Raw genomic sequence first — 23332 nt, 5'->3', positions numbered from 1 at the left:
CGGGAGAGGACATGCGCCCGGGGCTATTTCTTCAGCTTGTAGGCCAGCACGTAGTCACCGGCCTTGGTGCCGGTGGAACCGTGTCCGCCGGCCACCAGCAGCACCACCTGTTCGCCCTGGCTGTCCAGGTAGGTCATCGGGGTCGCCTGCCCGCCGGCGGGGATGCGCACGTTCCACAGCACCTTGCCGGTGGCCAGGTCATAGGCACGGAAGTTGTCGTCCGTGGCCGCGCTGAGGAAGGCCACGCCGGTGGCGGTCAGCATCGGTCCGCCGATGCCGGGCACGCCGATACGGACCGGCAGCGGGACCGGTGACAGGTCCTGGATGGTGCCGTTGCGGTACTGGTAGGCGATCGTGCCGGTGCGCAGGTCGGCCGCGGCCACCGTGCCCCACGGCGGCACCTGGCAGGGCACGCCGATCGGCGACATGAAGGGCGTCATCTCCACCGCGTAGTCGGCACCCTTGTTCTCGTTGAGCCCGTGCTCGCCCTTGTTCATCTGGCGGCCGCTGGTTTCATGCTTGGGCACCAGCCGCGAGACGAAGGCCAGGTAGGTCGGCATGCCGAACATCACCTGGCGGCGCGGGTCCACCGCCACGCTGCCCCAGTTGAAGGTGCCGAAGTTGCCCGGGTAGATCAGGCTGCCCTGCAGCGTCGGCGGGGTGTAGCGGCCGTCGTAGCGCAACGAGCGGAACTGGATGCGGCACAGCATCTGGTCGATCAGGCTGGCGCCCCACATGTCCGCTTCGCGCAGCGCCGGCGGCTCGAAGCTCAGGCTGGAGTAGGGCTGGGTCGGCGCGGTGGTCTGCCCGGGGATGTCCACGTGGCGCGATGCCGGGCGCTGTCCGACCGGCAGCAGCGCGCTGCCGTCGCGGCGGTCCAGCACGTATACGTCACCCTGCTTGGTCGGCTGCACCAGCGCCGGCGTGCGCCCCTGTGGCAGGTCCAGGTCCAGCAGCACCGGTTGTGCCGGGGTATCCATGTCCCACAGGTCGTGGTGCACGAACTGGTGCACCCAGCGCGCCTGGCCGGTGGCGATGTCCAGCGCCACCACCGAGGAGGCGTACTTCTCCTCGGCCGGGGTGCGGTACATGCCCAACTGGTCGGGCGTGCGGTTGCCCATCGGGAAATAGGCCAGCCCCAGTGCCTCGTCGGCGCTGGCCACCGCCCAGCTGTTCGGCGAGCTGGGACGGTAGACCTGTGCGGGATCGTTGGGGTCGAGCGGGGCGGTCTGCTCCGGGTTGCCGGAGTCCCAGTTCCATTGCAGCTGGCCGCTGTGCACGTCGTAGGCGCGGATCACGCCGGAAGGCGAGTTCACCGCGTAGTCGTCGTTGACCGCGCCGGCGACGATCACCTTGCCGCCGGCAATCAACGGTGGCGAGGTCGAGTAGTAATAGCCGGCCTGCTTGAACGGCATGTTGTGGGTAAGGTCGAGCACGCCGTTGTCGGCGAAGTCGCTGCAGTGCTGGCCGGTGCGGGCATCGAGGGCATGCAGCTTGGCATCGGCGCTGGGCAGGAACACGCGCGCGGCGCAGGCGGTGGCCGCGGTGGCGCCGGGCGCGGGCGGGTCGACGAAGTAGGACAGGCCGCGGCAGGTCTGGTGCTGGCGCTGTGGTTCCATGCCTGCCCCCGGATCGAAGCGCCAGCGTTCCTTGCCGGTATCGGCGTCCAGTGCGATGGCCAGGCTGTGCGGCGTGCACAGGTACAGCGTGTCACCGATCTTCAGCGGCGTGACTTCATACGTGGTTTCACCCACGTCGTCGGGGCCGCGGAGGTCGCCGGTGCGCATCTGCCAGGCCAGTTGCAGCTGGCCGACGTTTGCCGGGGTGATCTGCGTCAGCGGCGAGAACCGCTGGCCGTAGCCGCTGCGCCCGTAGGCCTGCCACTCACCGTCCGGTTGCGGGGCATCGCCGAGCGCGGCGTCCGCGTTGACGATGGCCATCGGCAGCGTGCCGCGTGTCTCGTGCAGGTGACGGGGGATGCCGGCGAAGGCGACCGCGGCCACCAGCAACGCCGCCAGCAGCACCGGCGCGCCGGACGGCCCGGTATAGCCGTGCGGGCTGGACCGGCGGGTCGCCGGCAGCGCGATCAGCAGCCCGAGCAGGGCCGGCACGCCGAGCCGGGTGGCCAACGGCCACCAGTACAGCCCGGCCTCCCACAGCGACCAGGCCAGCAGCATCAGCAGCCAACCGGCGTACAGCCAGCTCGCCCAGCGGCGGTGCCGCCACAGGCCCCAGGCCACGCCCAGCAGCACCAAGCCACTGAACAGGTAGAACGGGCTGCCGCGCAGGGACAGCAGCCAGGCACCGCCGATGGCCAGTGCCAGTCCGAACAGGGTGGTCAGCAACAGCGTGAGGATCCGCATGGCAGGTTCCGGCGGCCGGGAGAGTGGTGCCATGGTGCGCCGCGGGATGTCTGCATGGCGTCATGTTGGTTTGTCCGTGCTGGCCGTAGAATCGAGCCTTCGTCGACCGGGGAACCGCCATGAGCATTCTGGACTTCATCAAGAAGGAACTGATCGAGATCATCGAATGGACCGATGACTCGCGTGACACGCTGTCCTACCGCTGGCCCGATGACGACCGCCAGATCAAGAACGGCGCGCAGCTGATCGTGCGCGAATCGCAGATGGTGCAGTTCGTGGCCGCCGGCCAGTACGCCGACCTGTTCGGCCCCGGCAAGCACACCCTGAGCACCCAGAACATCCCGGTGCTGTCCACCATCCTGGGCTGGAAGTACGGCTTCGAGTCGCCGTTCAAGTGCGATGTCTACTACCTCAACACGCGCCTGTTCACCGGCAACAAGTGGGGCACCGCCAACCCGGTGATGATGCGCGACGCCGACTTCGGCGTGGTGCGCCTGCGCGCGTTCGGCACCTACGACTTCCGCATCGTCGACCCGCCAAAGTTCCTCAAGGAAGTGGCCGGCACCGACCAGAATTTCCGCCTGGACGAGTTCGCTGACACCATGCGTTCGCGCATCGTCAGCGTGTTCACCGAGGCACTGGCCACGGCCAAGGTGCCGGCGCTGGACGTGGCCTCGCGCTACAGCGAGCTGGGCGACGCGCTGCTGCCGATCATCAACCCGGCCATGACCGGCAAGTACGGCATCGAGATCACCAGCTTCGTGCTGGAGAACGTGTCGGTGCCGCCGGAAGTGGAGAAGGCCATCGATGCGCGCTCGAGCATGGGCGTGGTCGGCAACCTCAACGATTACGTCAAGTTCCAGATGGGCAGCGCGATGGGGTCCGGCGGCGACGCCTCGGCCGCGGTGCCGGCGCAGATGGCGGTGGGCTTCGGCATCGCGCAGGAAATGATGCGCGGCATGCAGTCGCCGGCCGCGCCCGCGGCGGGCGCCGCGGTACCGCCGCCGTTGCCGGCTGCCGATGCCGGTGCCCCGGCGCTGGACGTGCTGACCCCGGAACAGGCCGCACAGGCGTTGTCGGTATCGGTGGAGGACGTGATGGCCGCCATCGCCGCCGGTGACCTGAAGGCGCGCAGGATCGGCAACGCCACCCGCATCGCCCGTTCGGCACTGGAAGAGTTCCTGCGCGGCTGATGAACAACGCAACGGTGGGCAAACATCCCTGCCCGGAATGCGGCGGGGATCTGCAATGGAATGCCGCCAAGCAGGCGCTGGTCTGCCCGTACTGTGGCACCGTCGTGCCGCTGTCCGAGGCCGCGCAGGGTGATGGCGATGGCAGCGCCGGCGTGGTCGAGCTGGACCTGCTCCAGGCCCTGGCGCGGATGCAGGCCGATGCCGCCACGCAGCCGCCACCGCTGCCGCAGGACGGCAAGGGCCCGGGGGGCGTGCTCGGCATGCTGCAGAGCATGGCCGCCACGCCACCGGCGCAGCGTGGTTACGGTACGCAGCCGCGCGAGGTGCAATGCCAGAGTTGCCATGCGATCTCGGTGTTCGTTGATGGCAAGGTCGCCGACCGCTGCGAGTTCTGCGGCTCGCCGCAGATCATCGCCCACGAAACGCTCGGCGATGCGATCACCCCGCAGAGCGTGCTGCCGTTCCGCATCAGCGACGGCCAGGTGCGTGATGCGATCCGCGCGTGGTACGGCACGCGCTGGTTCGCGCCCAACCGGCTCAAGACCGCCGCGCTGACCGATACGCTCAAGGGCATGTACCTGCCGTACTGGACCTTCGATGCACACGTGGCCGCGCAGTGGACGGCCGAGGCCGGCTACCACTACTACGTGACCGTCAGCTACCGCGACTCGCAGGGCAACACCCAGACCCGCCAGGAGCAACGCACCCGCTGGGAGCCGGCCGCCGGTTCGCTGCAGCATTTCTTCGACGACGAACTGGTGCCCGGCACCGTGGGCGTGCACCCGGCGTTGCTGCAGAAGATCGGCCAGTTCCCGACCACCACCGACCTGAAGCCGTACACGCCGGAGTTCGTGCGCGGCTGGACGGTGGAGCGTTACCAGGTGGACCTGCGCCAGGCCGCGCAGCGCGGGCAGGCACAGATGCAGGAGCAGACCCGCGCGTTGTGCGCCGAACAGGTGCCCGGCGATACCCACCGCAACCTGCAGGTGCGCGCCGACTACAGCAACCGCACCTTCAAGCACATCCTGGTGCCGGTGTGGCTGGTCAGCTACACCTACGGCTCGCGCAGCTTCCAGGTGCTGGGCAATGGCTATACCGGGCAGATCGCCGGTGAACGCCCCTACAGCGCATGGAAGATCTTCTTCGCGGTGGTGGCGGCGCTGGCGGTGTTGCTGGTGGTGGTCTACGTGCTCGGCATGCAGCAATGACGGCCAGCGATGGCGCGGGGGCTTGAAATCCCGCGCCGCATCCCCCATATCGGGTCAGTTGAAACGAGAAAGAGGGAGGCTCATGGAAGCCAACACGACTGGAAGGGTCCAGTGCATGAAGTGCAAGGCGGTGTACGCGCCGGTGATCAAGGTGCTGGAACGGGTCTGCCCGGAGTGCCTTTCGATCAAGACCGTAGCACTGCAGGCCAGCCAGCAGTCCCGCGCCAACGCCGGGGCCTGACCCGCCCGCCACGAGGTCCAAGGCCAGGCTGACGCCTGGCCTTTTTCATGGGCGCTGCCCGGTGGCCGTCACTGGCCCATGTGCAGCACCGGCAGGAACCCGCCGTACACCACGCGCTTGCCATCGAACGGCATCGGGTTGTTGGCCGGATCCATGCGCGGGTCCTCCATCATCCTGCGCATGCCGGCATCACGGGTCTCCTTGTCCGGCCATTCGATCCACGAGAACACCACGGCCTCATCCGCGCCGGCCTGCACGGCGCGGTGGAAATCGGTGAGCTGGCCATGCGGCACGTCGTCGGCCCAGCACTCGGTCACGCGCAGCGCGCCGTACTCGATGAACAACGCATCGGCGAGCTTGGCATGGGCGATGAAGCGGTCCTTGTTGGCCTGCGGCACGGCGGCCAGGAAACCATCGACGTAGGACATGGGGCACCTCCTGCGGGGGACATCGGACGGTGGCCCGAGTATGCGCCGGCGGATGTTGCGCCCGCGCAAACGGGGCGGGCCTGCCGCGGCCGGATCGGCACGGGGTTGATCTTTGTCAGCCTGGCCGGCGCAGCGGCTGCGGACAATTCACCCGTCCCCCCGGGGGCGGGCGGGTCCGCTCAATGAACGTCCACGCCTGCCGCTATGGGGGGGATGCCCTGTCCGGCCCGGTCGCCCACCGCCGCCGGATGCCCCCAACCCGACCCGGCGCCCGGCCCGCATGGCGCGCGCTCCCGCAAGGAACGACGATGCACCTCCCCCAACGCGCCGCGCTGGCCCTGGCCGCCCTGTGCATGCCATTGGCCGCACAGGCACAGGACACCGCCCCGGCCACCCGCGTTTCCACCCAGATCTTCGTCAACGCCAGCCAGCTCGACCGTGATGGCGTCACCCGCGAGGACGAAGGCCTGGCCGTCGACCTCAAGCGCACCTTCATCAACGTGGACCACCGTTTCAACGAGCGTTGGTCCATGCAGGTCACCACCGACCTGCAGTGGCTGCGCAACAGCCAGGCCAGCGACCTGTGGCTGCGCCACGCCTACCTGCAGCGCAGTTTCGGCAAGGGCAGCTGGCTGCGGCTGGGCAATGCGCCGTTGCCGTGGATCCAGCAGGAGTCCGCGCGCGAGGGGTTTCGCTACGTCGACGCCGGCCTGATCGCGCGGACCCGGATGGGGAGCACGGCCGATTACGGCGTGCACGGCCAGTACAGCCGCGGTGACCTGGTGTACGCCGCCTCGGTGGTGACCGGCGGCGGTTACCAGAAGCCGCGCCTGGGCCGGCGCGCGGATGTCGAGGCACGGGTCGGATGGATGCCGGCCAAGGGCGTCGAGCTGGCGGCAGGCGGGTACCGTGGCACCCGTGCGCAGGATGCCGGCAACCGGCCGCGCGAACATACCGCGCAGCGCTGGAACGCGATGGCCAGTTGGGTGGGCGAGTGCGGCCGCGTTGGCGCGCAGTATTTCCATGCACAGGACTGGAACCGGATCACCCGGCCCGGCAGCGACGACCAGCGTGGCTGGTCGGCCTGGGCGAGCTACCGGTTGACGCCCGCCTACGCGCTGTTCGCCCGCCACGAGCAAACCCGCATGAGCCTGGACATCGACCCGCGCACGCGCGAGCGCTATGACCAGTTGGGCGTGGAGTGGAAGCCCAACGGCCACCTGCGCCTGGCGATGGTCGGCAAGCGCGTGGAGCAGCGCACCACCGGCCGCACGCAGGAAAGCCACGAAGCCGGCCTGTGGGCACAGCTGGCGTTCTAGCCGAACCGCGCCCCTGTGCCGTCGGCGCAGGGGCGGGGAAGGGCATGCCCGCGTGGCGGGGGCTTAATCGCCCTGGTACTGCTTTTCTTCCACCAGCGCCGAGCCGGCGACGCGGTTGATCTCGTTCTTGACCACGATGCGCTCGCCGTTGGTGCCGTAGACGCCACGCGCCAGGGTGATGAACTCGGCGCCGAAATCCTGCTGCGATTCCTTGGCGCGCAGGGCGTCCTGGATATCCCACATGCGCTCGTTGATGGCCTTGAGCTGGTCCTTCAATGCCGCCAGCGCCGGGCGCGCGGCCTGCTGTTCCAGCCACAGCGGCCACAGGCCATCCAGTTCGGTGCGCACGTTGGCCAGCTTGCCGGCCTCGGTGATGCGCTCGGCCTTGATCTCCAGGATGGTGATCTTGTCGATCAGTTCGCCGATCGATACCGGGGTCAGCAGGGTCTGCACGTGGACATTCGCCATTTTCAGGGATGCGCCCATGATACCGCCCGGGGACAACGGTTACCGATGCACCGGTGTTGGCCTGGAGCGCATCGGGTTGCGCACAATGCGGGCCTGTTCATCCACCGGAGTGACCGATGCCGTTGCGTTCCTGTCTTGCAGTGCCACTGCTGCTGGTGGCGTGGGCGGCTTCGGCCAACGACGCCCGCCTGGATGGCGCGTGGGAGTTGCAGTCCGGTGAGTCCATCAATGCCGAAGGCGCGGTGGTCGACTACGCCAGCCTGAAGCTGGCCGGCACCAAGCTGCTGGCCGATGGCCGCTTCGCCTTCACCACGACCCGCGCCGGCACGTTCTGGGCGGGCGGCTCGGGCCGTTGGCAGGCCGAGGCGGGCCAGTACGTGGAAACCCCGCTGATGGCGTCCTACCCGCTGGAGAATGGAGGTACCTACACCTTCCGCTACACGCTGGAAGGCGACGTGTGGACGCTGGAACGCTGGGAAGGGCAGCGCCGGGTCGAGCGCGAAGTCTGGAAGCGCGCCCCCGCACAGCCGTAGGCGCGGCCTCGGCGGGGAAACCGGCAGCGCTCGAAGCAAACGCAAAACAGCACCCCTCCCCAACCCTCCCCTTGCTGCGCAAAGGAAGGGGGCAGGGCGGTGCGTTCGGGGGTCAGCCCTCTACCTGCGGCGGGAAACCTGCTTCATCCAGGGCCTGGGTGAAACGCGCCAGCGGCTGCGCCGACTGGATCTGCACGGTCTTGCTGGGCAGGTCGATGTCCACCGTCGCGGCCGGATCGATGTCCTTCACCGTGGCGGTCACGCTGCGCGCGCAGCCGCCGCAGGTCATGCTTTCGATATGCAGTTTCATGGGGAGCTCCTGTGGATGGGCGGCAAGGATGCGCCTTGCCACGGTGGCAAGGTCAAGCGCCATCGGCCCATGAATGGCGGCGGTTGGCCCGGCCTTCAGGCTGCTTGACCTTCCCATCATGGGAACCTTTAAGGTGCAGCCGACCACCCATGGAGACACGCCGATGACCACGGCAAATGCCGGCCAGCCCGGCCACCAGGACCTGATGATCGAAGGCATGACCTGCGCTTCCTGCGTGGGCCGGGTAGAGCGCGCGCTCAAGGCGGTGCCCGGCGTGCGGCAGGCCAGCGTCAACCTGGCAACCGAACGCGCCAGCGTGCAGACCGACGGCAACGTCGACCGCCAGGTGCTGGTGCAGGCGGTGCGCAAGGTGGGCTACGAGGTCAGCGCGCCGGCGCCGGTGGAACTGGTGATCGAAGGCATGACCTGCGCCTCGTGCGTGGGCCGCGTGGAGCGCGCGCTGAAGGCGGTGCCGGGCGTGCAGTCGGCCAGCGTCAACCTGGCCACCGAACGCGCCAGCGTGCAGGGTGATGCGGCGCTGGACGCCGGTGCGCTGATCGCCGCCGTCGCCAGGGCCGGCTACACCGCCAGCCGCGTCGACCCGGCCGGTGCCAGCGAGGATGCCCAGGCACAGCGGCATGCCGATGAACTGCGCGTGCTCAAGCGCGACCTGCTGCTGGCCGCGGTGCTGACCCTGCCGGTGTTCGCGTTGGAAATGGGCGGGCACCTGGTGCCGGCCTTCCACCACTTCATCGCCGGCACGCTGGGCACGCAGAACAGCTGGTTGCTGCAGTTCGTGCTGACCACGCTGGTGCTGGTGCTGCCGGGCCGTCGCTTCTACCAGAAGGGCATCCCGGCGCTGCTGCGCGCCGCCCCGGACATGAACTCGCTGGTCGCGGTGGGCACGCTGGCAGCCTATGGGTTCTCGCTGGTGGCCACGTTCGCGCCGCGCCTGTTGCCGGCCGGCACGGTCAACGTCTACTACGAAGCAGCGGCGGTGATCGTCACCCTGATCCTGCTCGGCCGCATGCTCGAGGCCAAGGCCAAGGGACGTACCTCCGAGGCCATCAAGCGTCTGCTGACGCTGCAGGCCAAGACCGCCCGCGTACGCCGCGACGGCAGCGTGGTCGAGCTGCCGCTGGAACAGATCGCCAGCGGTGACGTCATCGATGTGCGCCCGGGCGAACGCATCGCGGTGGATGGCGAGGTGATCGACGGCGAGAGCTACATCGACGAATCGATGATCAGCGGCGAGCCGGTGCCGGTGCAGAAAGCACCGGGCGGCACCGTCATCGGCGGCACCGTCAACCAGACCGGCACGCTCGGCGTGCGTGCTACTGCCGTGGGCGGTGCCACGGTGCTGGCGCAGATCATCCGCATGGTCGAGCAGGCGCAGACCGCCAAGTTGCCGATCCAGACGCTGGTGGACCGCATCACGCTGTGGTTCGTGCCGGCGGTGATGGGCCTGGCGCTGCTCACCTTCGTGGTGTGGTTGCTGTTCGGCCCGCAGCCGGCGCTGACCTTCGGCCTGGTCAACGCGGTGGCGGTGCTGATCATCGCCTGCCCGTGTGCGATGGGCCTGGCCACGCCGACCTCGATCATGGTCGGCACCGGCCGTGGCGCGGAGCTGGGCGTGCTGTTCCGCAAGGGTGAAGCGCTGCAGCTGTTGAAGGAAGCGCAGGTGGTGGCGGTGGACAAGACCGGCACGCTGACCGAAGGCCGTCCGGTGCTGACCGACCTGCAGCTGGCCGACGGCTTTGCACGCGCCGACGTGCTGGCCCGCGTCGCCGCGGTGGAAGAGCGCTCTGAACACCCCATCGCCCGTGCCATCGTCAGTGCGGCCCAGCAGGAAGGGCTGCAGTTGCCGGCGGTGGAGGCGTTCGAATCGGTCACCGGCTACGGCGTGCGCGCCCAGGCCGGCGGCATGCGCGTGGAAGTGGGCGCGGACCGCTTCATGCAGACCCTGGGGCTGGACGTGGCGGTGTTCGGCCAGGACGCCAAGCGCCTGGGCGAGGAGGGCAAGAGCCCGCTGTACGCCGCCATCGATGGCCGCCTGGCGGCGATCATCGCCGTCTCCGACCCGATCAAGCACGACACCCGCACCGCCATCGCCAGCCTGCATGCGCTGGGCCTGAAGGTGGCGATGATCACCGGCGACAACCGCCGCACCGCCGAAGCCATCGCACGCCAGCTGGGCATCGACGAAGTGGTGGCCGAGGTGCTGCCGGACGGCAAGGTCGAGGCGGTGCGCCGGCTCAAGGCCGCGCATGGCCGCCTGGCCTACGTGGGCGATGGCATCAACGACGCGCCGGCGCTGGCCGAGGCCGATGTCGGCATGGCGATCGGCACCGGTACCGACGTGGCCATCGAGGCCGCCGACGTGGTGCTGATGTCCGGCAGCCTGCAGGGCGTGCCCAACGCCATCGCGCTGAGCAAGGCGACAATGGGCAACATCGGCCAGAACCTGTTCTGGGCGTTCGCCTACAACACCGCGCTGATCCCGGTGGCCGCGGGCGCGTTGTATCCGCACTGGGGCGTCCTGCTCTCGCCGGTGTTCGCCGCCGGCGCGATGGCGTTGTCCTCGGTGTTCGTGCTGGGCAATGCGCTGCGGCTCAAGCGCTTCCAGCCGGCCAAGGGTTGAGGGAGACGAGGATGGAAGCAAGCATGAACATCGGCCAGGCGGCCAAGGCCAGCGGCATCTCCGCCAAGATGATCCGCTACTACGAGGACACCGGCCTGATCGGGCCGGTGGCCCGCACCGAGTCGGGCTACCGCATGTATAGCCCGCGCGACATCCACACGCTGGGCTTCATCAAGCGTTCGCGTGACATGGGCTTCAGCGTCGAACGCATCGCCGAGCTGCTGCAGCTGTGGCAGGACCGCTCGCGCCACAGCGCCGACGTCAAGCGCATGGCGCTGGAGCACGTGCAGGTACTGCAGCAGCGCATCACCGAATTGCAGGAGATGGTGCGCACCGTGCAGGCGCTGGCCGACTGCTGCGCAGGCGACGAGCGCCCCGACTGCCCGATCCTGCGTGACATCGAGACCGGCGTGCCATTGCTGGAAACACCGCTTCCCACCACATTCGGCAAAGTCGGTGGCGCGCACGGGCATTGATTCTTCATGCAGCGGATGCATGGCTGAATGAAATGCGGCGCGCGCTGCGCGCGTGGCAGAAAACGCCTGAATGGAAGCCTAAAAAACGTGTTCTTCGTGGCCCATGGTTTCAGGATGGGTTGGGGTGACTAACGGAAAAATTACATCCGGACGTACGCAGCAGCCCTCATCGCTGCGTGCCATCAAGTCTGTAATCCCCCTACGAATAAGGTGTACCCATGAAGACTTCGTTGATCGCTCTGGCCCTGGCAGCCGCTCTCCCGTTCGCTGCTTCGGCCGCCGAAGGCCTGTCCTACAACTACGCTGAAGCGGACTACGCCAAGACCGACATCGATGGCGGCAAGGCCGATGGTTGGGGCGTGAAGGGCTCCTGGGCGTTCCACCAGAACTTCCACGTGTTCGGTGATTTCGACCGTCAGGAAATCGACCACACCAACGCCCGCTTCAACCAGTGGCGCGTCGGCGTTGGCTTCAACAAGGAAATCGCCAACAGCACCGACTTCGTTGCGCGCGCGGCTTACCAGAAGCTGGACCTGCGTTACGCCGACCTGGACTTCAACGGCTACAGCGCTGAAGCCGGCATCCGCACCGCGTTCGGCCAGCACGCCGAAGTCTATGCACTGGCTGGCTACGAAGACTTCGACAAGAAGCACGGCGTGGAGCCGCTGGACGGTGGCCAGTTCTACGGCCGCCTGGGTGGCCAGGTGAAGTTGAACCAGAACTGGGGCATCAACGGCGACATCAAGATGAACCGCCACGGCGACAAGGAATGGACCGTCGGCCCGCGCTTCAGCTGGTAAGACGTTCGTACCTGTTGCACAGAGAAAGGCCCGGCATTGCCGGGCCTTTCTTTTTCTTGCTTGATTGAAGGGCGGCCCTCACCCCAACCCCTCTCCCGCTGGCGGGAGAGGGGCTCAGCACAGCGCACGTTGAGGCGTGGCTGGGCGATTGCGGGGTTTGAAGCCCCTCTCCCGCCGGCGGGAGAGGGGTTGGGGTGAGGGTAATCCGCCCCTGTAATCCAACGGTAACCAAACTGCAGCATCGTGCACGGCGATCCCAAACAATCGCTGCCATGAAGACCCGCCTGCTGCTTGCCGCCTTGCTGTTGCTGACCACGCCGCTGGCCTGGGCCCAGCGCGACTACGTCCCGCTGGAACAGCGGCTCAGTGCCGAGCAGCTGCGTGAGGTCGGGCTGAGCGAGCAGCAACTGTTGTTGCTCAACCGCATGCTGGGCGAGGCCGACGCCGCGGCGCCGGCGGCAACGACGGCGCTGCCGGTGCCGGCACCGATGCAGATCGGCCTGGAAGAAGGCCCGGTGCAGGCCAGGGTGCAGGGCGCGGTGGAAGGCTGGGAGCCGGGCACGGTGTTCACGCTGGACAACGGCCAGCAGTGGCGGGTGCTCAAGGGCCAGATGCGCCTGCGCCAGACCCTGCAGTCGCCGGAGATCCAGGTGGTGCCGGGCATCGCCGGCCGCTGGTTCCTGCAGGTCGACGAGGACCTGCCCAAGGCGCGCGTCTACCGCATCCGTTGAACCCGGCACCGCCGGCAGGCGCGACTCCAGTGGCCAGGCCGGCATCGTTGGGGCATCACGTGCTTCGCGGCCAAGGCCGCTCCTACGGGCGTACCCGCTGGGTCAGGCCCTTGAGGAAGTTGCGCAGGGCCTGGTCGCCGCATTCGCGGTAGTTCTTGTGGTCCGGCTGGCGGAACAGCGCCGACAGTTCCGGCTTGGACATCGGGAAGCCGGCGGCTTCGAAGATCGCATGCATGTCCACGTCCTTCAGCTCGAAGGCCACGCGCAGCTTCTTCAGCACGATGTTGTTGGTGACGCGCTTTTCCGGCGGACGTTGCGGCTGCGATTCGTCGCGGCCACGGTAGTGGTAGATCAGGCCATCGAGGAAGCGCGCCAGCACCGCGTCCGGGCAGGTCTCGAACAGGGGCTCGTCATCCTTGCGCAGGAAGTCATGCACCTGGGCCTGGTCCACCGCGAAACCGGGGTCGGCCAGCAGGATGGTGTCCACCACCATGGCATCGCTCAGGTCGAGCATGTAGCGGATGCTGCGCAGTACGTCGTTGTTGATCATTGCCACTCCGGAACGGCCGCGCGGGACCGTCCGGCGGCTGCATAGTGTAACGCCGGGCCCCGGCCGGGCCGTCTACAATTGCCGGCGATTCAGCTGGAATACCGCCCCATGCGCACGCTTGCCTACGCCGCCCTTTCCGCCGGCACGCCCCTGCAACCGCTGGCGATCGACCGCCGCGCGTTGCGCGCCGACGACGTGGCCATCGACATCCTGTACTGCGGGGTGTGCCACTCCGACCTGCACCAGGCCCGCAATGACTGGGGCTCGGCGCGCTACCCGATGGTGCCCGGGCACGAGATCATCGGCCGCGTCAGCGCGGTCGGCCCGGCGGTGAAGGGACTCAAGGTCGGCGATGCGGTCGGCGTGGGCTGCATGGTCGACAGTTGCCAGGACTGCGACCAGTGCCACCACGGCGAGGAACAGTTCTGCCGGCACGGCGTGACCATGACCTACAACGGCCGCGACCGCGTCAGCGGGGAGATCACCCAGGGCGGCTATTCGCGGGCGATGGTGGTGCGCGAGGCCTTCGCCATCGCGTTGCCGCCGGCGCTGGACCTGGCCCGCGCCGCGCCGCTGCTGTGTGCCGGCATCACCAGCTGGTCGCCGCTGCGTCGCCATGGCGCCGGCCCGGGCACCCGGCTGGGCGTGATCGGCCTGGGCGGGTTGGGCCACATGGCGGTCAAGCTGGGCGTGGCGCTGGGCTGCGAGGTCACCCTGGTCACCGGCAGCGCCGGCAAGGCCGAGGATGCGCGCGCGCTTGGCGCCCACCAGGTGCTGGTATCGCGCGATGCCGAGGCGATGAAGGCCGCCACCGCGTCGATGGACCTGATCCTGGACACGGTGCCGGTGTCGCATGACCTCAAGCCCTACGTGAAGTTGCTGGACGTGGGCGGACGGCTGGTGATCGTCGGTGCGCTGGAAGAGATGCCGCCCCTGGATGCCGGCTTGCTGGTGCGCGGACGCAAGCAGGTGGGTGGTTCGCTGATCGGTGGCATCGCCGAGACCGCCGAGCTGCTCGCCTTCTGCGCCGAGAACGGCATCTACCCCGACTGCGAGCAGATCCGGATGCAGGACATCGATGCGGCCTTCGAACGCATGGAGCGCGCCGACGTGAAGTACCGCTTCGTCATCGACATGCGCAGCCTGCAGGAGACGGCCGGCTGAGGCCGGTCCGCTTGCGATGAGCCTGCGCGCGATCATCCACCTGTGCCTGCACGTGGCGGTGCCGGCCCTGCTGGCGTGGCTGTTCTGGCGCCCGCAGTTCGGCAAGGCGTGGCTGTTGCTGTTGCTGGGCTGGGTGATCGACCTGGACCACCTGCTGGCCGACCCGATCTACGCGCCGGACCGCTGCAGCGTGGGCTTCCACCCGCTGCATACCGCGCCGGCGGTGGCCGTCTACGCGGGCCTGACGGTGCCGCGGCGCACCCGGCTGTTCGGCATCGGGTTGCTGGTGCACATCGCGCTGGATGCCATCGACTGCGTGTGGATGCGCTGCAGCAGCTGAGTGCTTACCAGCCGCCCCAGGGGCCGGGGCCGTAGTAACCGAACGGACCGCCGCCCTCGCCCTTGCTGAGGTGGATGTTCACGTCCATGCGCCGGGTCTTGCCGTCGTCGTTGGTGTAGTTCTTGCCCAGGTTCAGGTCCACCGCGCTCCAGTGGCTGTTGCCGTAGGCCTTGGAATAGCCGATGCCGGTACTTACCGCGCCGTGCACCTGCAGCGTGTCGTCCACCACGGTGGGGGCATCCGGGTCCGCCTTGCGCGGCAGGCCGCGCCCGCTGTGGTCGCCGTAGTAGGTACCAGGGGCATCGCGCTGGTAGGACGGGTCGCCCAGGTAGCGCATCGGCGCCTGCGGCACGCTCAGGTCCAGTGATTCGGGGGTCGGGTCGTTGGCCAGGGCCACGACCGGGGCCAGCAGCAGGGCGAGGAGCAGCGGGGATCGGATCACGGGAATCACTCCAGGTGCAGGCCGCGCCGCGGATGACGGGCCATCCGAACGCTACCAGAATCGGCTTGAATGATGCCTGTCATCCCCTGCCAGGTTCAGCCACCCCGGCCACGTTCGCGCCGCTGGAACGCGTACAGCGCCGCCAGTGGATGCTTCCGGCGCTCGATGGCGGCCTGCACGATGGCCGCGCCGGTCATCGAGTAGGTGATGCCGTTGCCGCCGTAGGCCATCGCGAAATGGACCCGCGGGCCCCATTGCGGGTGCGGTCCGAAGAAGGGCAGGCCGTCGTCGGTTTCGGCGAAGGTGCCGGCCCAAGCGAAGGCAGGGGGCGCCTGCAGGTGCGGGAACAACGCGGCGACCTTGCCGGCCAGGCCGCGTGCCTTGCGATCGACGCGGGCATCGCGCCGGGCCGGGATGTCGACCGCGTCGTCGTCGCCGCCGACCAGCAGGCGCTGGTCCGCGGTGCTGCGCAGGTACAGGTACGGGCGCGCGGTTTCCCACACCAGGGTGGAGGCGAGCGGGCCAAGCATGTCCCGTGGCAACGGGTCGGTGACGTAGGCATAGCTGCTGCGGTTGCTGGCCACCTTCTGCGTCAGCCAGTGCTGGCTGGCGTAGCCGGCGGCAACGACCACCTGCCGGCAACGTACGCTGACGCCGTCGCTGGTACGGAGCAGGACGCTGCGCGGGTGTACCTGGATGCTGTCGATGCGGGTGCGGTCATGCACCCGCCCGCCGGCGCGTTGCAGCCGCCGCAGCAGCCGATAGGTCATGCGGTAGGGGTCGATGCGCGCGGCCACGTCGCTGAGGATGGCCCCGGGGGCCGTGAAGCCGAAGCGCTCCCGCACGCCCGCCGCATCCAGCCAGTGCACGGCCAGGCCGTGTCGTTGGCGCAGTTCGAACTCGTCGATCAGGGGGCCCAGGTCCCTGCGCCGGCTGGCGTAGTACAGGCTGCCGGCGCGCTGGAAATCCACGTTGCGGACCTGCCCGGCGAGTTCGCCCAGCTCGCCGACGGCCTCGGCGCAGGCCCGGTACGCCTGCAGCGCGGCCTCCAGCCCGAAGCGGCGGGCCAGTTCGGACATCGGCGTGTCGATCTCGTACTGCAGCAGGGCGGTGCTGGCCGCGGTGGAGCCCCAGCCGATGTCGCGTTGTTCCACCACCACGACCTCATGGCCGTGGCGGCCCAGCCGCTCGCCGATCAACGCGCCGGTGATGCCGCCGCCGATGACCACCACCTCGCAGTGCAGGTCGCGCTCCAGCCGCGGGAACGCCTGCATCAGGCCATTGCGGATCGCCCAGAACGGATAGCCGCTTTTCAGGTCCATGGCCGCCGGTGCCGGTTCATGCCGTGCGGTGCCCGGTGTGCGGGGTGTGGATCAGTTCGTCCACGTCGAAGCCGTTCTGGCGGGCGTAGGCGATGTAGTGGCGGCGGGTGGTCTCGTCCATCTCCGGCTGGCGCGCCAGCAGCCACAGCGAGTGCCGGTCGGGGCTGCCGACCAGCGCGGTGGAATAGCTGCGGTCCAGCTGGATCACCCAGTAGTCGCCCACGCCCCAGGGTGCCGCGCGTGCGTCGTGGGTGGGGAAGCTCACTTCCAGCCTGCTGTTGTTGCCATTCACCGGCCACGCCTGGCCGATCGCTTCCTCCAGCTCGCCATGGTGCAGGCAGCGGTTCTGCACGCGCAGGCTGCCGTCGTCGTTGAGCGAGTAGAAGGCGCTGACGTCGGTGGCATCCCGGGGTTCGTGCTGCAGCGGCAACCGGTCGATTTCGTACCACGTGCCCAGGTAGCGCTGGAGCTCCAGCGACGACACGGTGGGCAGGGGCGGAAGCTTGCGCATGGTGCAACGGCGGTCGGGCGTCGGGAGTCCAGCTATAGGCCAGCAGCGGTGAAGGGGTTGTGGCCGGCATACCCCTTTTCGGCAAGCTTGGCGTGTCGTGCGCAGCGGCCATGCCGGTGCGTGGCGCCGTTAACCCGGGCTTGAACCTGGCGGGCTTAGGCTGGTGCCATCCGTCAGCGGGAGAAATCCATGTACGCAGTGATACTGCTCAAGGGCCAGAACCGTTTCGCGCGCGAGCGCTGGGAATCGCTGCCGGCGCGGGTGGAGTACGAAGGGCACGGCTTCTCGCTGCGCGCCGGGCCACACCAACCCCCGTCCGATGGACCGGAGTTCGACCCGGTGGCGGTGTACGCGCCGGACGAGTTGACCGAGGAGGAATTCCAGGAGATCTACGCGCTCAACGCGCCGCATATCGCCGAGCTGCGCGCGATGTACTGAGGCGTGCCGGCGCGAAGCAGCGGATGGTTCGCATGATCTGGACGTGGCCTGTTCTATAGTCGCGCCATGCGCGGTGGTCCGCGCGTTCCGGTGCGTGCCCTTGTTCCTGTCCTGCCTGTTGCAGCCGTTGCGTGCGGCCCTGCTTGCCACTGTCCTGATCGGCGCCGGCGTACCGGCCGGCATTGCCTGGGCCGCGCCCGATGCGGGCAGCGCCGTCACGCTGACGCCGCAGGCCCGCATCGAGAAGGCCTCGCGTGCACTGGATGCGGTCAAGCGTGCGGTCAATGACGCCGATGCACAGGAAACGCTGAAGACCCTCGTCGACCAGGCCAGCCAGGCCCAGCGTGACGCCGAGGCCAGCGTGCAGGCGCTGCAGCCGGACCTGGAGGCGCTGGACGCGCGCATCGCGCTGCTCGGGCCGGTGCCCGAAGGCGGCGAGGACCAGGACATCGCCCGCCAGCGCAAGGCGCTGGACAAGCAGCGCAGCGACCTCAACAGCGACATCGCGCGTGGCAAGCTGCTGGCCGAGGACGCACGCCAGCAGAGCGAATCGATCGAGAAGATGCGCGCCCAGCTGTTGGGCGAGCAGTTGGGCCGCAAGGTGGCATCGCCGTTGTCGCCGACGCTGTGGCGCGAGTTCGCCCAGCACCTGCCCGATGACCTGTCGCGGCTGCAGTCGCTGGGCCAGCAGGCGCGCGACGGCCTGTCCAGGGCAACCGCGAAACACGGGTGGACCGTGCCGCTGGCCGGTGCGGCGATGGCCCTGTTGATGGTGTTCCCGCTGCGCTTGTGGCTGCGCCACCTGGGGCGGCGCTACGCCGCATCCGAGCGTGCGCCGGCAGGGCGGGTGCGTCGCACAGGTCTGGCGGTGTGGCTGCTGCTGGTCGGCACGCTGCTGCCGGGACTGGCGGCCAAGCTGCTGGTCGGCAGTCTGGATGCGATCTCGGCGATCGCGCCACGGCTGGTGTCGGTGGCCGATACCTTCGTGGTGGCCACCTTCATCGCCGCCTTCATCGCCGCGCTGGCCGCGTGCCTGCTGGTGCCGACCCGACCGTCGTGGCGGTTGCTGGACATCGATGACCTGGCGGCGGTGCGCCTGCGCCGCTTCGCCTGGGGCGCGGCCTGGCTGACCTGGTTGACCATGCTGATGCGCGCGGTCAGCCGCGCGGCGCTGACTTCGAATGTGGGCACGATCACCCTGGACGGGCTGATCGCGCTGACCTACGTCGGCCTGATCATGAGCATGCTGGCCACGCTTGCCGCCCTGCACCGGCGCCGGTCGGCCGAAGCCGCGCAGGCCGAGCAGGAGGCCGAGGCGGCGGGCAAGCCGCACGCCACGCGCGGGTCGCGCAGCGGCTGGCTGGTGGTGGCGCGGCTGGGTGGCCACCTGGCCGTGTTCGGCGCGTTGATCGCCACCTTGCTGGGTTACCTGAACTTCGCCATGTTCACCGCGCAGCAGATGGTGTGGGTGACCGTGGTGGTGCTGGCCACGCAGTTGCTGATGAAGTTCGCCGATGACTTCGCGCTGTGGCTGCTGGCGCCGGAGAGCGCCATCGGGCGCACGCTGCGGCTGTCCACCGGCCTGCCGCCGGGACGGCTGGAGCAGGGCGGGGTGCTGGTGTCGGCGACGCTGCGGGTGGTGCTGGTGATCGTCGGCATCACCGCCGTGGTGGCGCCGTTCGGCAATGTCAGCGTGCTGTACGACTGGGTGCAGGCGCTGGCGGGTGGGGTCCGGATCGGCGGCAGCGTGCTGCGGCCGTCGTCGGTGTTCTGGGCGATCGTGGTGCTGCTGTGCGGGCTGGCGCTGATGCGCGTGGTGCAGCGCTGGCTGACCGAGACCTACCTGCCCAAGACCGACCTGGACACCGGCGCGCGCAACTCGATCAGCACCGTGGCCCATTACACCGGCATCGTGCTGGCGGCCTTGTGGGCACTGGCGACGCTGGGCATCGGCTTCGAGAAGCTGGCGCTGCTGGCCAGCGCCCTGTCGGTGGGCATCGGCTTCGGCTTGCAGGCGATCACCCAGAACTTCGTGTCCGGCCTGATCCTGTTGGCCGAGCGCCCGGTCAAGATCGGCGACTGGGTGAAGATCGGCGACCAGGAGGGCGACATCCGTCGCATCTCGGTGCGTTCGACCGAGATCCAGGTGGGTGACAAGTCCACGCTGATCGTGCCGAACTCCGAACTGATCACCAAGACCATCCGCAACATGACCATGGCCAATGCGCTGGGGCGGATCCAGATCCAGTTCTCGGTGCCGCTGGGTACCGACGTGGGCAAGCTGCGCGGCCTGATGCTGGACATCTACGCGGCCAATGAAACCGTGCTGAGCGAGCCGGCGCCGTCGGTGTTCATCGATTCGATCAACGGCGGGCTGGTCGCGATCAACAGCTTCGCCTATGTGCCGTCGGCGCGGAGCGTGTACGGCACGCGCAGTGCGCTGCTGTTCGAGCTATTGGAGCAGTGTGCGGCGAACGGCATTGCATTGGTCACGCCGACCGATATCCACCTGGTCCGCGACCCCCAGCCGTAGGCGCGGCCTCGGCCGCACCCCATCGCCGAACGGCTTGCCCCTCCCCAACCCTCCCCTTGCCTGCGGCAAAGGGAGGGGGCGACACCGTCATGCGCATCGGGGTCGGCAGGCGCGGCCTTGGCCGCGAAGCCACCGGATCGTCTCAAACCCCGCCCCGCGGCGCAGCGCCCGGGTTGCTTCCCGCGCCCTCAGGAGCGCGGGAACCCCGCTGGCGCCGGCAACAACGCATACCCTTCCACCGCCAATGATTCGGCATGGCTGAGCCAGGCGCGGATCTCCAGGTCGTCGATGTCATGGTCCACGCCCACCGGCATGGTGATGCGTCCCTGGCTGTCCGGTTGCACCCATTGCTGGGCCAGCACCACCTTGCGGCTGGAGGACACCGCTTCCACCCAGAACGCACGCGTGGGCCGCTGCGCGGCGTACAGCTCCAGCACGTACTGGCCCGGCTTGGCGTGGCTGGGCTGGCGGCTGATCATGCGCGACTGGCGCACGCTCGGGCGTGGCCCGGTGAACGGCTGCAGCGGTGCATCGATGGCGATGCCACGGCGCAGCTGCGCGTCGCGGAACATGCGCATGCCCTGGTCGGCATCGACCAGCAGCGCACACCACTGGCCGTCGGCCGAGCCGTCCTCGAAGGCGGTGCAGCGGTCCACGTAGGCCAGGCGATGCGTGGGGTCGGCCTCCTCGAACTTGCGCGAGGTGTTCTCCAGGTACATCGATGCCAGCTGCCAGTCCTTGTCGTACTCCAGCAGCACCGGCGGCTGCACCTGCTGCACGCCGACCAGTACCTTCTCGTCCTCCAGGCGCAGCATGCGCGGCTGGTCGCCACCCAGCCACAACGAGCGCGCGAACGCACGGTACGGCGCGTAGCTGCTGCCCGCGTCGCCGCGCAGGGCCGCGACGCTGGCGCTGTCCGGGCGTGGCGAGGCCAGCAGCGAGCGGCCGAAGCCGATCGCCGAGATCGCCGGGTCGATCAGCTGCAGCGCGGTGGCGCCGGAATCCAGCGTGGTGCCCGCGGTGGCGGTGACCTGGCGCGGGGTGATGTCCTTGCCCAGGAACACCAGCAGGTTCTCGCGGCGCTGCTGTTCGAGCACGTGGCTCAGATCGTTGGGCATGGCCAGATGGTCGGAGGCCAGCACCACCAGCGTGTTGTCGCCGAACTCGCTGCTGCGGATGCGCTCGACCAGGCGCGAGATCAGCCGGTCGCTGCACTTGAGTGCATTGAGCAGGCCGATGTTGCCCAGCGCGCTGCGGTAGCGCGTGCCTTTGCAGGCGACCGGCAGGTGCCCGGCCGGGTGATGCGTGTCCATGGTCAGGGCGGTCAGCATGAACGGCTGGCCGCCGCGCGAGAGTTCCAGGAAGCGGTCGAACGCGCGGTCCAGCAGCACGTCGTCATGCACGCCCCAGTTGGAGAAGTGCTTGCGCGCGATGTCCTGCTGCTCGAACCAGGCCAGGTCACGCACGTCGTCGAAGCCGTGCGTGCGCAGGAAGTCCGCCTTGGCCGCGAACTGGCCGTTGGCCCCGCCCATGTAGTGGTTGCCGTAGCCCTGCTGCTTCAGGTAATCGCCCAGGCAGAACGCCTCGGGCAGGAAGCTGCCCATCCGGCCCATGCTGTTCTCGTCGCCCTGCGCGGTGGTCAATGGCACGCCGCACATCGAGGACACCAGCCCGGCGATGGTCCAGCCGCCGCCATCGGCCGAGGCGATGTCACGGAAGTCCAGGCCCTGGCTGGCCAGGCGCTGGATGTTGGGCATCAACCCGGGGAAGACGCGCTCGTCCAGGTAGGTCCGTTCCAGGCTTTCGCCGTAGATCCACACGATGTTCGGGCGACGTGCCAGCGGCGCCGAGGGCATCACGTACTCGGGCACCACGGCGCTGTAGTCCACCGGTTTCATCTGCTGCTGCAGGCGGCGCAGGTCGCTGTACAGCGGGCTGGCCAGCACGCAGGCCACCAGCAGCGCGGCGAAGCCGGTGAACACCGGCATGCCGAAGCGCGGCAGGCGCAGGCGGCGCACGCGCAGCAGCAGCAACGGCGAGAACGAGATGATCACCAGGCACGCGAAGCCGAGGATGTAGGCGCTGAAATCGCCGACGCCGGCACCATCCATGTCGCTGCGCAGGTGGTAGAGCGTGGCCGAGTTGATGCCATCGCCACTGAGCTGGTCGATCAGCCACCAGCCACTGAAGGCCAACAGCAACGCGGTGAGCAGGCTGGCCTTGGTCCGGGCCAGGGTGGAGGACAACAGCAGCAGGACGACAAGCGCCGCCAGATACAGCCCGATGATCCAATGCATGCGGTCACGTGGGTAGCGGAGGGAAAGCCTGCGGTGAGCGCAGGCCCGCACCATCGCTGCATTGCAGGCGTATGACGATGCGGGGAATCGATGTTGCCTACAGGAACCTGACTGAAATGTTTCGGTCAAAAATGGGCAATTCGCCTATTCATGATCCAGCCATGACGTGCTAGGCATCATTTTGTGCATCGCAAGGTGAAGTGGCGCCGCAGGCCATCACCGATCTCCGGGGAACAGCAGCTCTTACGGTCGCCATCGATGGCGGCCAGCAACAGGAGCCGGCCCCCGCCTCAAGGGGAAACCAATGGAATTGCAACGCATGCCGGCCTTGTTCGCCGGCCTGGAAGAGTTGTCCGTGCCTGGCTGGGATGCCGCCGCGTTGCAGCAGGCCACCCAGGCCTACCCGCGCCCGCGCGCGATCGTGTGTGTCTCGCCGCGTTGGCAGACGCGCGGGGTCTGCATCAGCATCGCGCCCGAGCAGGACAGCCTGCACGCGATGGAATCGGTATCCACGCGGGTGGCGCGCCGCGTCGCCGGCCTGCTCGACATGCCGAGTGCCCGCCTGGACAGCAGTCATCCGCTGGATCCGGAAGTCGTGCAGCTGGTGCAGGCGCTATACCCGCAGGCGGATATCCCGGTGGTGCAGATCAGCCTGGATTCGGAGCTGTCGGCGCTGGAACATGCCGCGTTGGCGGCGTGGCTGCGGCCACTGCGCGAGCAGGGCGTCCTGATCGCCGGCATCGGCACCATCTGCCCGGATGCTGACGATGCCACGCGCCAACAGGTGTCGTGCTTCCGTGACCAGGTGGGCCAGTTGATCGACGAGGGCGACATCGTGCGCCTGGCCGAATGCCGGCTGCCCGCGCCCGGCGGCGAGCGGCACATGCACCTGGCGCCGAGTGCGCTGCCGTTGCTGTATGCGCTGGCCGTGCGCGAGGCCGGCGACAGCGTCGAATTCTTCAATGGCAAGTGCGCGGGCATGCCTGCGACGCCCTCGGTCGTGCTGCATCCCAAGGCTGCCTGA

The 23332-nt window shown here is 68.6% G+C and carries 23 protein-coding genes; 14 read left to right on the top strand and 9 right to left on the bottom strand.

From position 1 onward, the window contains the following. Nucleotides 1-23 precede the first annotated feature (23 nt). On the bottom strand, nucleotides 24-2363 hold the full coding sequence (locus IB227_RS07810) for a membrane-bound PQQ-dependent dehydrogenase, glucose/quinate/shikimate family (protein ID WP_192286873.1): 2340 nt from the start codon (nucleotides 2361-2363) through the stop codon (nucleotides 24-26). Nucleotides 2364-2482: 119 nt separating this feature from the next. Between IB227_RS07810 and IB227_RS07805 the strand changes: the two genes are divergently transcribed. The 3 genes from IB227_RS07805 to IB227_RS18555 all read left to right on the top strand — a co-directional run bounded on the left by IB227_RS07805 (nucleotide 2483) and on the right by IB227_RS18555 (nucleotide 5005). After that, a complete protein-coding gene (locus IB227_RS07805; protein ID WP_192286872.1) occupies nucleotides 2483-3556 on the top strand; it encodes an SPFH and helix-turn-helix domain-containing protein in 1074 nt (357 codons plus the stop codon). Then, complete coding sequence (locus IB227_RS07800; RefSeq protein ID WP_192286871.1) at nucleotides 3556-4764, top strand: zinc ribbon domain-containing protein; 1209 nt, start codon at nucleotides 3556-3558, stop codon at nucleotides 4762-4764. Before IB227_RS07805 ends, IB227_RS07800 begins: the two co-directional genes overlap by 1 nt. Nucleotides 4765-4879: 115 nt before the next feature. Further along, a complete protein-coding gene (locus tag IB227_RS18555; protein ID WP_263863694.1) occupies nucleotides 4880-5005 on the top strand; it encodes a hypothetical protein in 126 nt (41 codons plus the stop codon). Between the two features lie 68 nt (nucleotides 5006-5073). On the opposite strand, the gene IB227_RS07795 is transcribed toward IB227_RS18555, so the two are convergent. Next, nucleotides 5074-5433: a DUF1428 domain-containing protein gene (locus tag IB227_RS07795; RefSeq protein WP_132863211.1), complete on the bottom strand. Its 360-nt coding sequence runs from the start codon at nucleotides 5431-5433 to the stop codon at nucleotides 5074-5076. Between the two features lie 308 nt (nucleotides 5434-5741). Between IB227_RS07795 and IB227_RS07790 the strand changes: the two genes are divergently transcribed. Beyond that, nucleotides 5742-6752: an OprO/OprP family phosphate-selective porin gene (locus IB227_RS07790; RefSeq protein WP_225591620.1), complete on the top strand. Its 1011-nt coding sequence runs from the start codon at nucleotides 5742-5744 to the stop codon at nucleotides 6750-6752. 63 nt (nucleotides 6753-6815) lie between these two features. Here the strand turns inward: IB227_RS07790 and IB227_RS07785 are convergent, their stop codons facing one another. Next, nucleotides 6816-7205, bottom strand: coding sequence for a DUF6165 family protein (locus IB227_RS07785; RefSeq protein WP_192287311.1), 390 nt, complete (start codon nucleotides 7203-7205; stop codon nucleotides 6816-6818). A gap of 131 nt (nucleotides 7206-7336) precedes the next feature. On the opposite strand from IB227_RS07785, the gene IB227_RS07780 reads away from it, so the two are divergent. Next, nucleotides 7337-7753 (top strand): hypothetical protein, encoded by a 417-nt coding sequence (locus tag IB227_RS07780; RefSeq protein WP_132863213.1) that lies wholly within the window; start codon nucleotides 7337-7339, stop codon nucleotides 7751-7753. A 112-nt stretch (nucleotides 7754-7865) separates the two neighbouring features. Here IB227_RS07780 and IB227_RS07775 read toward each other — a convergent pair whose 3' ends face one another. Then, nucleotides 7866-8063: a heavy-metal-associated domain-containing protein gene (locus IB227_RS07775; RefSeq protein WP_192286870.1), complete on the bottom strand. Its 198-nt coding sequence runs from the start codon at nucleotides 8061-8063 to the stop codon at nucleotides 7866-7868. A gap of 163 nt (nucleotides 8064-8226) precedes the next feature. On the opposite strand from IB227_RS07775, the gene IB227_RS07770 reads away from it, so the two are divergent. The 4 genes from IB227_RS07770 (at nucleotide 8227) to IB227_RS07755 (ending at nucleotide 12711) form a co-directional block, all read left to right on the top strand. Beyond that, nucleotides 8227-10704, top strand: coding sequence for a heavy metal translocating P-type ATPase (locus IB227_RS07770; protein WP_225591618.1), 2478 nt, complete (start codon nucleotides 8227-8229; stop codon nucleotides 10702-10704). A 23-nt stretch (nucleotides 10705-10727) separates the two neighbouring features. Beyond that, nucleotides 10728-11180, top strand: coding sequence for a Cu(I)-responsive transcriptional regulator (gene cueR / locus IB227_RS07765; RefSeq protein ID WP_192286869.1), 453 nt, complete (start codon nucleotides 10728-10730; stop codon nucleotides 11178-11180). A 218-nt stretch (nucleotides 11181-11398) separates the two neighbouring features. Continuing rightward, complete coding sequence (locus tag IB227_RS07760) at nucleotides 11399-11980, top strand: Ax21 family protein (RefSeq protein WP_132863217.1); 582 nt, start codon at nucleotides 11399-11401, stop codon at nucleotides 11978-11980. 272 nt (nucleotides 11981-12252) lie between these two features. Next, the gene (locus IB227_RS07755) at nucleotides 12253-12711 is read left to right on the top strand and encodes a hypothetical protein (RefSeq protein WP_192286868.1); all 459 of its coding nucleotides are present in this window, start codon (nucleotides 12253-12255) and stop codon (nucleotides 12709-12711) included. A gap of 82 nt (nucleotides 12712-12793) precedes the next feature. Here IB227_RS07755 and IB227_RS07750 read toward each other — a convergent pair whose 3' ends face one another. Next, complete coding sequence (locus IB227_RS07750; protein WP_132863219.1) at nucleotides 12794-13261, bottom strand: DUF1456 family protein; 468 nt, start codon at nucleotides 13259-13261, stop codon at nucleotides 12794-12796. 108 nt (nucleotides 13262-13369) lie between these two features. Here IB227_RS07750 and IB227_RS07745 point away from each other — a divergent pair, with 108 nt between their 5' ends. Beyond that, on the top strand, nucleotides 13370-14425 hold the full coding sequence (locus tag IB227_RS07745; protein WP_192286867.1) for an NAD(P)-dependent alcohol dehydrogenase: 1056 nt from the start codon (nucleotides 13370-13372) through the stop codon (nucleotides 14423-14425). 16 nt (nucleotides 14426-14441) lie between these two features. Further along, a complete protein-coding gene (locus IB227_RS07740; RefSeq protein ID WP_132863221.1) occupies nucleotides 14442-14765 on the top strand; it encodes a DUF6122 family protein in 324 nt (107 codons plus the stop codon). Nucleotides 14766-14769: 4 nt separating this feature from the next. Here the strand turns inward: IB227_RS07740 and IB227_RS07735 are convergent, their stop codons facing one another. The 3 genes from IB227_RS07735 to IB227_RS07725 form a co-directional block, all read right to left on the bottom strand. Then, a complete protein-coding gene (locus IB227_RS07735; RefSeq protein ID WP_132863222.1) occupies nucleotides 14770-15207 on the bottom strand; it encodes a hypothetical protein in 438 nt (145 codons plus the stop codon). 95 nt (nucleotides 15208-15302) lie between these two features. Then, nucleotides 15303-16529, bottom strand: coding sequence for an FAD-dependent oxidoreductase (locus IB227_RS07730; RefSeq protein WP_192286866.1), 1227 nt, complete (start codon nucleotides 16527-16529; stop codon nucleotides 15303-15305). 16 nt (nucleotides 16530-16545) lie between these two features. Continuing rightward, nucleotides 16546-17040 (bottom strand): lipocalin family protein, encoded by a 495-nt coding sequence (locus IB227_RS07725; RefSeq protein ID WP_192286865.1) that lies wholly within the window; start codon nucleotides 17038-17040, stop codon nucleotides 16546-16548. Between the two features lie 189 nt (nucleotides 17041-17229). Between IB227_RS07725 and IB227_RS07720 the strand changes: the two genes are divergently transcribed. Together IB227_RS07720 and IB227_RS07715 are read left to right on the top strand one after the other, a co-directional pair. Continuing rightward, on the top strand, nucleotides 17230-17478 hold the full coding sequence (locus IB227_RS07720; RefSeq protein WP_192286864.1) for a hypothetical protein: 249 nt from the start codon (nucleotides 17230-17232) through the stop codon (nucleotides 17476-17478). Nucleotides 17479-17578: 100 nt separating this feature from the next. Beyond that, a complete protein-coding gene (locus IB227_RS07715) occupies nucleotides 17579-20011 on the top strand; it encodes a DUF3772 domain-containing protein (RefSeq protein ID WP_225591617.1) in 2433 nt (810 codons plus the stop codon). A gap of 188 nt (nucleotides 20012-20199) precedes the next feature. Here the strand turns inward: IB227_RS07715 and IB227_RS07710 are convergent, their stop codons facing one another. Then, entirely contained in the window at nucleotides 20200-22308 is a 2109-nt protein-coding gene (locus IB227_RS07710) for a phosphoglycerol transferase I (RefSeq protein ID WP_192286863.1), read from the bottom strand. A gap of 304 nt (nucleotides 22309-22612) precedes the next feature. On the opposite strand from IB227_RS07710, the gene IB227_RS07705 reads away from it, so the two are divergent. Then, nucleotides 22613-23332 carry a hypothetical protein gene (locus tag IB227_RS07705; protein WP_192286862.1) on the top strand — a complete coding sequence of 240 codons (720 nt, stop codon included), beginning with the start codon at nucleotides 22613-22615 and terminating at the stop codon, nucleotides 23330-23332.

Origin of the sequence: Stenotrophomonas sp. STM01, assembly GCF_014852135.1 — a bacterium.
Taxonomy (GTDB): Bacteria; Pseudomonadota; Gammaproteobacteria; order Xanthomonadales; family Xanthomonadaceae; genus Stenotrophomonas; species Stenotrophomonas capsici.
The sequence above is the reverse complement of the archived record's forward strand: the minus strand, read 5'-3'. Positions and strand labels throughout refer to the sequence as shown.

Bases quoted from the DNA above. Each gene is read 5' to 3' on its own strand.
- IB227_RS07810 (WP_192286873.1), bottom strand. From the start codon at position 2,363: ATGCGGATCCTCACGCTGTTGCTGACCACCCTGTTCGGACTGGCACTG.
- IB227_RS07805 (WP_192286872.1), top strand. From the start codon at position 2,483: ATGAGCATTCTGGACTTCATCAAGAAGGAACTGATCGAGATCATCGAA.
- IB227_RS07800 (WP_192286871.1), top strand. From the start codon at position 3,556: ATGAACAACGCAACGGTGGGCAAACATCCCTGCCCGGAATGCGGCGGG.
- IB227_RS18555 (WP_263863694.1), top strand. From the start codon at position 4,880: ATGAAGTGCAAGGCGGTGTACGCGCCGGTGATCAAGGTGCTGGAACGG.
- IB227_RS07795 (WP_132863211.1), bottom strand. From the start codon at position 5,433: ATGTCCTACGTCGATGGTTTCCTGGCCGCCGTGCCGCAGGCCAACAAG.
- IB227_RS07790 (WP_225591620.1), top strand. From the start codon at position 5,742: ATGCACCTCCCCCAACGCGCCGCGCTGGCCCTGGCCGCCCTGTGCATG.
- IB227_RS07780 (WP_132863213.1), top strand. From the start codon at position 7,337: ATGCCGTTGCGTTCCTGTCTTGCAGTGCCACTGCTGCTGGTGGCGTGG.
- IB227_RS07775 (WP_192286870.1), bottom strand. From the start codon at position 8,063: ATGAAACTGCATATCGAAAGCATGACCTGCGGCGGCTGCGCGCGCAGC.
- IB227_RS07770 (WP_225591618.1), top strand. From the start codon at position 8,227: ATGACCACGGCAAATGCCGGCCAGCCCGGCCACCAGGACCTGATGATC.
- cueR (WP_192286869.1), top strand. From the start codon at position 10,728: ATGAACATCGGCCAGGCGGCCAAGGCCAGCGGCATCTCCGCCAAGATG.
- IB227_RS07760 (WP_132863217.1), top strand. From the start codon at position 11,399: ATGAAGACTTCGTTGATCGCTCTGGCCCTGGCAGCCGCTCTCCCGTTC.
- IB227_RS07755 (WP_192286868.1), top strand. From the start codon at position 12,253: ATGAAGACCCGCCTGCTGCTTGCCGCCTTGCTGTTGCTGACCACGCCG.
- IB227_RS07750 (WP_132863219.1), bottom strand. From the start codon at position 13,261: ATGATCAACAACGACGTACTGCGCAGCATCCGCTACATGCTCGACCTG.
- IB227_RS07745 (WP_192286867.1), top strand. From the start codon at position 13,370: ATGCGCACGCTTGCCTACGCCGCCCTTTCCGCCGGCACGCCCCTGCAA.
- IB227_RS07740 (WP_132863221.1), top strand. From the start codon at position 14,442: ATGAGCCTGCGCGCGATCATCCACCTGTGCCTGCACGTGGCGGTGCCG.
- IB227_RS07730 (WP_192286866.1), bottom strand. From the start codon at position 16,529: ATGGACCTGAAAAGCGGCTATCCGTTCTGGGCGATCCGCAATGGCCTG.
- IB227_RS07725 (WP_192286865.1), bottom strand. From the start codon at position 17,040: ATGCGCAAGCTTCCGCCCCTGCCCACCGTGTCGTCGCTGGAGCTCCAG.
- IB227_RS07720 (WP_192286864.1), top strand. From the start codon at position 17,230: ATGTACGCAGTGATACTGCTCAAGGGCCAGAACCGTTTCGCGCGCGAG.
- IB227_RS07710 (WP_192286863.1), bottom strand. From the start codon at position 22,308: ATGCATTGGATCATCGGGCTGTATCTGGCGGCGCTTGTCGTCCTGCTG.
- IB227_RS07705 (WP_192286862.1), top strand. From the start codon at position 22,613: ATGGAATTGCAACGCATGCCGGCCTTGTTCGCCGGCCTGGAAGAGTTG.